General features: G+C 45.3%; 11 protein-coding genes. All 11 read left to right on the top strand.

Translation table 11 applies throughout. From position 1 onward, the window contains the following. Positions 1 to 7: 7 nt before the first annotated feature. Positions 8 to 1,147 (top strand): helicase-related protein, encoded by a 1,140-nt coding sequence (locus tag PPA03S_RS30775; RefSeq protein ID WP_082704371.1) that lies wholly within the window; start codon positions 8 to 10, stop codon positions 1,145 to 1,147. A 311-nt stretch (positions 1,148 to 1,458) separates the two neighbouring features. Then, complete coding sequence (locus PPA03S_RS30770) at positions 1,459 to 2,394, top strand: ComF family protein (protein ID WP_167666125.1); 936 nt, start codon at positions 1,459 to 1,461, stop codon at positions 2,392 to 2,394. Positions 2,395 to 2,679: 285 nt separating this feature from the next. Then, positions 2,680 to 3,087 (top strand): TIGR03826 family flagellar region protein, encoded by a 408-nt coding sequence (locus tag PPA03S_RS30765; RefSeq protein WP_062329759.1) that lies wholly within the window; start codon positions 2,680 to 2,682, stop codon positions 3,085 to 3,087. A gap of 269 nt (positions 3,088 to 3,356) precedes the next feature. Continuing rightward, complete coding sequence (gene flgM / locus PPA03S_RS30760; protein ID WP_062329757.1) at positions 3,357 to 3,641, top strand: flagellar biosynthesis anti-sigma factor FlgM; 285 nt, start codon at positions 3,357 to 3,359, stop codon at positions 3,639 to 3,641. 8 nt (positions 3,642 to 3,649) lie between these two features. Beyond that, complete coding sequence (locus PPA03S_RS30755) at positions 3,650 to 4,150, top strand: flagellar protein FlgN (RefSeq protein WP_062329755.1); 501 nt, start codon at positions 3,650 to 3,652, stop codon at positions 4,148 to 4,150. 18 nt (positions 4,151 to 4,168) lie between these two features. Then, positions 4,169 to 5,731: a flagellar hook-associated protein FlgK gene (flgK, locus tag PPA03S_RS30750; protein ID WP_062329753.1), complete on the top strand. Its 1,563-nt coding sequence runs from the start codon at positions 4,169 to 4,171 to the stop codon at positions 5,729 to 5,731. Positions 5,732 to 5,754: 23 nt separating this feature from the next. After that, positions 5,755 to 6,663 (top strand): flagellar hook-associated protein FlgL, encoded by a 909-nt coding sequence (gene flgL, locus PPA03S_RS30745; RefSeq protein ID WP_062329752.1) that lies wholly within the window; start codon positions 5,755 to 5,757, stop codon positions 6,661 to 6,663. An 89-nt stretch (positions 6,664 to 6,752) separates the two neighbouring features. Beyond that, positions 6,753 to 7,202, top strand: a complete 450-nt coding sequence (gene fliW / locus PPA03S_RS30740) for a flagellar assembly protein FliW (protein WP_062329750.1) — start codon at positions 6,753 to 6,755, stop codon at positions 7,200 to 7,202. Further along, entirely contained in the window at positions 7,202 to 7,435 is a 234-nt protein-coding gene (gene csrA / locus PPA03S_RS30735) for a carbon storage regulator CsrA (protein ID WP_062329748.1), read from the top strand. The genes fliW and csrA overlap by 1 nt, the downstream gene beginning before the upstream one ends. Positions 7,436 to 7,621: 186 nt before the next feature. Further along, a complete protein-coding gene (locus tag PPA03S_RS30730) occupies positions 7,622 to 8,389 on the top strand; it encodes a flagellin N-terminal helical domain-containing protein (RefSeq protein WP_062329746.1) in 768 nt (255 codons plus the stop codon). A gap of 153 nt (positions 8,390 to 8,542) precedes the next feature. Beyond that, complete coding sequence (locus PPA03S_RS30725; RefSeq protein WP_062329744.1) at positions 8,543 to 8,920, top strand: flagellar protein FlaG; 378 nt, start codon at positions 8,543 to 8,545, stop codon at positions 8,918 to 8,920. Positions 8,921 to 8,934: the final 14 nt, after the last annotated feature.

Raw genomic sequence — 8,934 nt, 5'->3', positions numbered from 1 at the left:
ATGGGCCGTGCCGCGCGGCGATGCACCGCGTGGCACGGCCGTTGGCCCCACCGAGGGCGGACTTGCCCGGTGGGGGCTGAGCCCGGCGCAGAGCGCGGCGGCTGCCGCGGCGCTGGCGTTTTTGGCCCGGTCATCCGCAGGGGATGGGCCGGGGCGGTTTTTGCTGTGGGCCGTGACCGGGGCCGGCAAAACCGAGATGATATTCCCGTTGCTCCAATACATATTGGAGCGGGGTGGACATGCGCTTGTCGCTACGCCGCGCCGGGACGTCGTGCTGGAGCTGGCTCCTCGCCTGGCGAAAGCATTCCCCGACATCTCGCTCGCTACGCTATACGGAGGCAGCACCGAGCGCTGGAAAGACGCGCAGCTCACACTCGCGACCACACACCAGTTAATGCGTTTTTATCAGGCGTTCGATCTGGTCATCATCGATGAGCTCGACGCGTTTCCCTACCATAATGATCCCATGCTTGCTCATGCGGCGGCGTCCTCGTGCAAGCCTGATGGCCATTTTGTGTACTTGTCTGCTACGCCACCAGCCCGACTGCAGCGGGAAGCGGCACGAGGGAAACTCAATTACGCCAGAGTTCCGGTACGCTTCCACCGCTATCCTTTGCCCGTGCCACGTTTGTTGAAGATGCCCACAGTCGCCGAATGTATTCGGAAGCGCGAACTGCCCGCTTCTCTTACAAAGAGCATCCAGACCTCCTTGCAACGAGAAGCTCAGGTATTTGTATTTGTGACACGAATCGCTCAGATTGAGGCATTTGTAACGCTCATGCGTCGCCTGTTTCCGCAGATCCATATCGAAGGAACATCATCCCAAGATCCGGACCGTGCGAGCAAAGTTATTGCTTTTCGTGAACGGTCGATCCGTCTGCTCGTGACCACCACCATTCTGGAGCGGGGCGTCACCATTCCGCGCAGCGATGTATTTATTTTGGATGCGGATAACGGTCTCTTCGATGAAGCTTCTCTGGTACAGATGGCGGGCAGAGCAGGTCGCTCCATGGATGATCCGGCAGGAAGGGTCGTCTTCGCATCATCCCGTCGTACGCGCTCCCAGGTAAAAGCGGTGGCACAGATTCAAAAAATGAACACCATCGCAAGGCGCAAAGGCTACCTCCATCCCCCATCACACCCATAAATACGAAAGGAGGCTGCAGTCCGATGTCCAACTGGTTAACTAACCTGACCGACCATCTTCACCATCTCACCCATCGTCTGCATGGCTTGTTCGCCCCACCGGGAGCAACTTGTCTAACCTGTGGTACCCGAGCGTTACTATCTCCAGTCTATCCCGGCATCTGTCCGCGCTGTGTGCAGCAAATTCCATGGATTCGTTCCATCCGCTGTCTGCGTTGTGGTCGGGGGATCGGCTGCCCGGACTGCGTTCGCCCACATATGCAAAACCGTTCTTTCATATGCAACCGCAGCGCCGTCCAGTATAACGCTCTTATGAAGGAATGGATTGGAATGTATAAATTTAGAGGACACGAGCGTTATGCGCCATTATTAACTGTTCTTATTGTTCAAGCCTTCCAAGCCATGAGTGAAGAATTCAACCCTGTTTTGGCAAAAGAAACCCTCGCCCCCACGGCTCATCCTGCCACGCCTGCTCAGTACCATGTGGATGCCAGCTCACATCCACCCGGCTCGATTGCGTCAACAACCGCACTCGTTCACCGACCCGACGGGCGCGAAGCAGCAGCCGCGCCCGTCCACGAAGCTGCTGCGCGTAAAACAATCAGCGAGCCCGTTCACTCGCCTACCGTGTTTGCGCCCGCGCAGACACACGCACAGCATAATAGCTCATACGCGTGCTGCACACACGCTTATCCCGGAGCAGCGCCGCGCAGCCGCCAGTCGCTGCTTCAACACAATAAGCCGCGATGGCGGCCAGACGCGGTGACCTATGTCCCCGTCAGCAACGAACGCCTGGCCGAGCGCGGCTTTAACCAGGCCGAGCGGCTCGCTGCAGGACTCGCCGCAGCCGTCCGACTACCTGTGGTTGATCTGCTGCAGCGTCGGATCAACACCACCAAACAAAGCTTCAAGACACGCGGCGAGCGCCTTCAGACCATGCAGGATGCATTTACAATGCAACGTGGTGGAATGGAGGCGATGTTTGATCTCTATAAGGCTACTTCTTATCTCAAGCAAAAGGACATGCAAACACAGCGAGCAATTTCATACGCTAGTGGGGAGGAAGTATCTTCGCATAGCAGATCAACGGCACAAGCTTGGCCTTTAACCCCCTTACGCTTGTTGGTGATTGATGATATTTACACAACGGGTAGCACCTTGGATGCATGTGGACAGGTGATCCTGAACGCTGGATCTTCCATGAATATTCCAATCGAGATTTACACGCTGACGTTGGCCAGATCTTAAGTTTGAAGAATCCATATATTGACTAGATTATCTGTCTGATATATAGGGGATCGTTTTACTGATTCACGAATACATACCTGAATTTATGTTCATCAGTTCTTTAGCTGAGACTAATTAATGTGTATTTCTGCAAAATAACTTGTTTAAGTATCTATAAGATTGCGCATACATGCATTTTGAGTCCTTGCTTTGTTTGTAATAGACTATGGACTTGATGAGAGAAAATAAGGTAATGTATAGTTATTATCCATCCGGAAAAGGAAGTTTGAGAGGGGCGTTTTAGCAATGAATCTGGGTAATTGTCCTCGCTGCGGCAAATTATATGCGTTAAATTTTCGTGATGTATGTTCAAGCTGTATCAAAGAAATTGAGAAGGAATACCAAGCTTGTGTAGACTATCTACGCGAGAATAAAGGCACTAATATACAGGAATTATCCGATGCAACAGAAGTTTCAATTAAAAATATTACCAAGTTCATACGTGAGGGACGGATTTCCATCGAAAACGCCCCCAATATGATGTATCCTTGTGAAGTATGTGGAACGTTGATCCGCGAAGGGCATATGTGCGACTCTTGTAGAAGTCGCTTGACGAAGGACCTGGCTGGGGCAGCGCGTGAGGTAGGCCAGAAGGATAACGGCAATATAGGCGGACGAACCTACAATGCTGTCGACAAACTGCGCGATTCATAGGAACGAGGGCTTAAATACAGTTTTTGCTATAACAAATGTTTTGGAACGTACCGATAAACTTATTAAAGATTATCGGTTTTTTTTATTATCCTAATTGTTCGTTAACATAAAGATAATGTAAGAAGAAACATTGATCGACGAATGTTCAAGGGAGACAGACCGCATTTCAGCAGTAGTTTTTCTTGCGATTATAGAATTTTTCAGCTTGGCTGAAAACGTCTGAATTCTATAATCTAATAAAATCCTAAGGTAAAGGAAGTGTAGTTCGTATGAAAATCAATGAACCGAATAGAATTGGTGCTATCAATTCCTATCAGAGGAACGTTGAATCCAATCAGCAGGCTGATGCCAAAAAGAGCCGCCGTAAGGACGAAGTATCCATTTCTCCGGAGGCGATGAAGATGCTTGAGGAACAAGGTCGTACACAGGATGCAGGACGTATACAACGTATTCAAGAATTAAAAGAACAGGTAAATTCGGGAACTTATCAAGTAGACAGCCAGAAGCTTGCCGAGAAGCTCGCTCCATACTTTAAGAACTTCCCTAATCAATAGGAGGACACATGGCAATTGAATCGATAATTGATGTACTTGAACAGCTGGAAGCCGCACATGTGGATATGTTTGAGCTGGGGGAGCGGAAGAAGGAAGCGGTAGTTGCCAACAAAGTTGATATACTGATCTCTCTAATTAATCATGAATCCAAACTTCTTAAAAGGATTGAGTTGATCGAGCAGCAAAGACTTCAGGCTGTCCACCAGTTTCTGGAGGGGCGTGGCATCAAGTCCAAGTTGAATCTGACTATTAGTGAGTTGACGAGACTGGTTTTTGATGCGGCCGAGAAAAAGAAGCTTCTTCAGGCTCAAACTTCATTAACAGATGTGTTGCAAAAGGTGAAACATCTTAATGAAGCCAATCAGCAGCTTATTAAGCAGTCGCTCTCGTACATCGACTTTTTTATTGAGACAATGTCATTTCATTCTGAATCAGAAGCTACGTATCAGAATCCTTCTGAGAAGCCTTATGGTATGGCTCGCTCCGGACTCTTTGATACTCGGGCTTAATAATGGGGGAAAAACAACATGGCTTCAACATTCCATTCAATTGAAACGGCCAAACGCAGTCTGATCACACAAACGGCCGCTTTGAACACAACAGGACATAACGTTGCCAATGCGAATACACCAGGTTATTCACGACAAGTTGTCAACATGACGGCAGCAGATCCAATTGATGCAGTGGCATTTTACCGTACAACAGCACCAGGTCAGCTTGGAACGGGTGTGGAGTTCAACTCAATTATGCGTGTTCGTGAATCTTTTTTGGACGGGCAATTCCGTAATGAGAACACCTCACTTGGAGGATGGACCATTCGTAATAGTACACTTGAAAAGCTTGAAACCATCATGAATGAGCCTTCGGATACGGGGATTCGCACAGTGCTGAATAACTTCTGGAACTCTTGGTCCGATCTTAGTCAAGATCCACAGGATGTTACAAACCGCAAAATTGTGAAAGAGACAACTTTGGCGTTAACAGATGGTTTAAATCAAATCAGTCTCCAATTGGATGCACTGACTAGTGATTTGACCAATAACGTTTCGTTAAAAACCACTGAGATCAACTCATATTTGCAGTCCATAGCGGATCTGAACAACAACATCGTAAAAGTGGAGCAACTCGGAGACAATGCCAATGATTTGCGTGACCAACGTGATTATGCCGTAGACCAGCTTTCCAAGATTGCAGGCGTTCAGATAACAGAACTGGACAGTGGCTACCAGGTAACGATTGCAGGTCAAGTAGCGGTCACTGGAGCTGCGGTGGTTCCTGTCACGGCTGATATTCTAGAGAATGCCTATCAAGCGGGGACTTTAACTGGCGGCGAAGTTTACGGAATGATCCATTCCCGTGATCAATATGTAGCAGACTATCGTAATCAAATCAATCAACTGGCGAATACGCTCGCAACCGGGGATATTGAGATTACCATTCCTGCTGGATCCGTATTGCCTAGCGGCACGGTTTTCAACAATGTGACCTATTCAGATGCCAATAACAATAGAACGTTAACGTCAGATTTGAAAGTGACGGTTCAAGGGATTAATGGGCTTCATAAACTGGGTTATACGCTTAGTGGTAATACACCAACTGCGGGCGGGGACTTTTTTACAACCAAAGACGGTTCAGGAACGATCACGGCTGGAAATATTACATTAAGTAAAGATATCCAAAATGATCCGAATAACATCGCGACTTCGATGCGTACGACCGGAACAGGTACAAGTGAGAGTGTAGTACTGGGGAATAATAGCCTGGCGCTGGCTTTAGCTGGCTTAAAAGATGCGAAATTTGATTTTGGATCAGCATTGTCCAAACCAACCACGGTAGATGACTTTTTCGGCGCAATTGTAGGACAACTTGGTGTACAGACCCAAGAAGCTAACCGTCAAGCAAAAAATGCTCAACTCCTCACTGAACAGGTTGACTTGAACCGTCAATCGGTAAGCGGAGTATCGCTAGATGAAGAAATGAGTAACTTGATCAAGTTTCAGCACGCGTATAGTGCAGCTGCTCGTTTTATGACTGCTTACGATGAACTGCTGAACAAACTCATTAACAGCACCGGTGTAGTCGGTCGCTAAGACGTAGAAAGGGGGAACCAATAATGGCTATTCGCGTAACCTCAGGAATGATGAGCACTCAGATGCTTAGCAACCTGAACCGCAACCTGAACCGAATGGATAACATGTCCAACCAGATTTCCACAGGGCGCAAAATCAATAAACCATCCGATGATCCCGTTGGTGTGACTTACGCGCTCCGTTACCGTGCAGAGTTGGCGGCGAATGAGCAGTACCAATCTAATACGGATGCAGCGGTAAGTTGGCTGGATGCGACGGATTCAAATATGCAGCAAGCTAATGATGTAATGAAAAGGTTGAAAGAACTGGCAGTCCAAGGATCTAATGGAACGTTGTCTGACTCAGATCTTGAAGCTGTTAACCTTGAAGTAGAACAATTGAAGAAACACCTTGTGGATATAGGTAATACGCAGATTCGTGGAAAGTTCATCTTCAATGGTCAAACGTATGACAAAGCCCCTTATGAATTAACGGGTACAGTGACAGATTATGCGGATGTAGAGACAGATACACAAGGAGTGCTGTATTCTATTAGTGAGCAGGTTACTTTTCAAATTAATACTTCAGGTTCCGAATTTTTTGGTAATAAAGGCGAGACCGATAATGTCTTTAAAATTATTGATGATCTTTCAACAGCCTTAAATAGCGGGAGTAATACTGCAGTACAACAGCAATTACAAAATATTGAGTCGCGTTCCACCAAAATGCAAGCATGTCTTTCAGAGGTGGGTGCACGAACCAACCGTATTGAATTGGTACAAAATAGGTTACAAGATCAAGATTTGAATTTTACTACTCTTCAATCCAAGACAGAGGATGCCGATGTGGCTAGTCTTATGATTCAGGCTACTTCCGCGCAGACGATCTATGAAGCGGCGTTGAAGTCTTCTGCTCAAATCATGCAACCATCGCTGATGGACTTTATGAGGTAACCATTTGATTTTAATCCAGTATAGACTGTAAGCTATGGACAGTAAGTAGTCCGTAGCTTTTTTTACGAATTTGGGGGAGGATGAACATAATGAGTCAACATAACAGAACGGAGACTCCACAGGAGCAATTGGTGAAAGAAACATACATTTTCCCGAAAGGAATCCTAGGTTTTGAAGAACTGAAATCATTTGAGTTGCAGCAACATGATGAAGTATTTAGCTTGTTTGGTGCAGTTGAAGAACATTCAGTGGCCTTTGTGACTGTAAATCCATTTGATTTTGACCCGGAATATGAGTTCGAACTTTCTCCTGAAAGTGTAGAAGATCTCGGTGTAACAGATGCAAGTGATATACAGGTTCGATGCATAGTCACGTTGCATGAAGAGATTCGACATGCAACAGCTAACTTATTGGCTCCCGTTGTGTTTAATACACACAAAAAAATGGGCAAGCAAATTGTACTGCAAAATACATCATACAAAACAAAACATGCATTATGGAGAAATGAAGGTTTTCTCAATAAGGACGGTGGTATCTGATGCTGGTACTTACTCGCAAAAAAGGGGAATCTATTGTCATATCAGATGATATCGTATTGACAGTGCTATCTGTAGAAGGGGAGAATGTGAAACTTGGTATAGCAGCCCCAAGGGATATTGATATCTATCGTAAGGAAGTTCTCGACGCGATTGAGCAAAACAATCATAATGCGGCTATGAATCTAGAGGAATTGCAAAAAACGATAAAAGACTTGGGAGAGCTAACTAAATAACGTTTAAAAAAGTGCCTCCCTAGAACGATGTTAAAAAAACAGAAAAAAAATTGAGATGGCTATAAACAAATTATGTCATGTCGTCGATATATATATTAAGGCGGTAATCTTCAGGGCGGCCGACCTGTGAAGACGCTAATACCACATGGATGTGGGCATATAACCATTTCAGGGAGGAAATAAACAATGATTATCAATCACAACTTACCAGCGGTTAACACACACCGTAATATGGGTCTGAACAACTCTGCAGCAAGCAAAAACATGGAGAAATTGTCTTCCGGTCTGCGTATCAACCGTGCGGCTGACGATGCTGCAGGTCTCTCCATCTCCGAAAAAATGCGCGGTCAAATCCGTGGTTTGGAGCAAGCTCAACGTAACGTTCAAGACGGTATCTCATTCGCACAAACAGCTGAGGGCGCAATGAACGAAGTATCCTCCATGTTGACTCGTATGAAAGAACTGTTGGTACAAAGCTCTAACGGTACCTACCAAGCAAGTGACAAATCCAATATCAAAATGGAACTTGGGCAACTGGGCGCACAAATTGATGCAATCACTTCTAATACAAAGTTCAATGGTATCAAAATCACTTCCAATGTATCTATTCAAGCGGATGATAGTACTTTTAAAATTACAATTAGTGGTATTAGCACTTCCGGTTTCAAAGGCTTGAAGTCGGGTGTATCGCTTGATAGCGCAACAAAAGCAATTGAAACTGTTGCGAAACAACGTGCTAAACTGGGTGCTGTACAAAACCGTCTGGAGTATACCTCCAACAACTTGGGTACAACTGTTGAAAACCTGACTGCATCCGAGTCACGTATCCGTGATACTGACATGGCTAAAGAAATGGTTGCTTTGTCCAAAAACAACATCTTGCTGCAAGCTTCTCAATCCATGCTTTCCCAAGCAAACTCTGCTCCACAAGGCGTTCTGTCCTTGCTTCGTTAATTTTCGAATGTTTTTTAAAGTCCTGTATTTCTTATACAGGGCTTTTTTTTATTTTGAATTTACCATAAAAGTTCCCATGTCTTTAGCCGATATATATAGTAATGAATTAATTAGTCATAAAAAAAAAATAATATAAAATTGTGGAGGATTCAAATGGAGCCAGTTAAATCGACAGTGCCATTGACAAAGGGTGTTTTGTCGCATACCTCTGTTTCCCCAACGAAAGATTTAAAAGAAAAAGCTACTTCTTCCGATTTTCCTTTAATTCTTTCAGGAAACGGACGTACAACCAATAATACAATTGAGAACCAAGAGATGGCTATTGAAGAGCTTAATAAAGCTATAAACGCGATTCAAGGACCTCAAAGATCCCTTGAGTTTTCCATTCACAAAGAAACACATGCTGTTATGATTAAAGTTATGAATAAAGAAACAGGAGAGCTCATTCGTGAAGTTCCGCCTGAAAAAATTTTAGATGTTGCTGCAAAAATGATGGAATTTGCTGGTTTAATGGTTGATAAGAAAATTTAGTGTGAAAGGATGGT

The organism is Paenibacillus pabuli NBRC 13638 (assembly GCF_001514495.1).
GTDB classification, from domain to species: Bacteria; Bacillota; Bacilli; order Paenibacillales; family Paenibacillaceae; genus Paenibacillus; species Paenibacillus pabuli.
Note: the sequence above shows the minus strand (reverse complement) of the source record. Positions and strands in the feature narration are given on the sequence as shown.

Excerpts from the sequence above, each read along its gene's own strand:
- PPA03S_RS30770 (WP_167666125.1), top strand. The coding sequence starts at position 1,459 with ATGAAGGAATGGATTGGAATGTATAAATTTAGAGGACACGAGCGTTAT.
- PPA03S_RS30765 (WP_062329759.1), top strand. The coding sequence starts at position 2,680 with ATGAATCTGGGTAATTGTCCTCGCTGCGGCAAATTATATGCGTTAAAT.
- flgM (WP_062329757.1), top strand. The coding sequence starts at position 3,357 with ATGAAAATCAATGAACCGAATAGAATTGGTGCTATCAATTCCTATCAG.
- PPA03S_RS30755 (WP_062329755.1), top strand. The coding sequence starts at position 3,650 with ATGGCAATTGAATCGATAATTGATGTACTTGAACAGCTGGAAGCCGCA.
- flgK (WP_062329753.1), top strand. The coding sequence starts at position 4,169 with ATGGCTTCAACATTCCATTCAATTGAAACGGCCAAACGCAGTCTGATC.
- flgL (WP_062329752.1), top strand. The coding sequence starts at position 5,755 with ATGGCTATTCGCGTAACCTCAGGAATGATGAGCACTCAGATGCTTAGC.
- fliW (WP_062329750.1), top strand. The coding sequence starts at position 6,753 with ATGAGTCAACATAACAGAACGGAGACTCCACAGGAGCAATTGGTGAAA.
- csrA (WP_062329748.1), top strand. The coding sequence starts at position 7,202 with ATGCTGGTACTTACTCGCAAAAAAGGGGAATCTATTGTCATATCAGAT.
- PPA03S_RS30730 (WP_062329746.1), top strand. The coding sequence starts at position 7,622 with ATGATTATCAATCACAACTTACCAGCGGTTAACACACACCGTAATATG.
- PPA03S_RS30725 (WP_062329744.1), top strand. The coding sequence starts at position 8,543 with ATGGAGCCAGTTAAATCGACAGTGCCATTGACAAAGGGTGTTTTGTCG.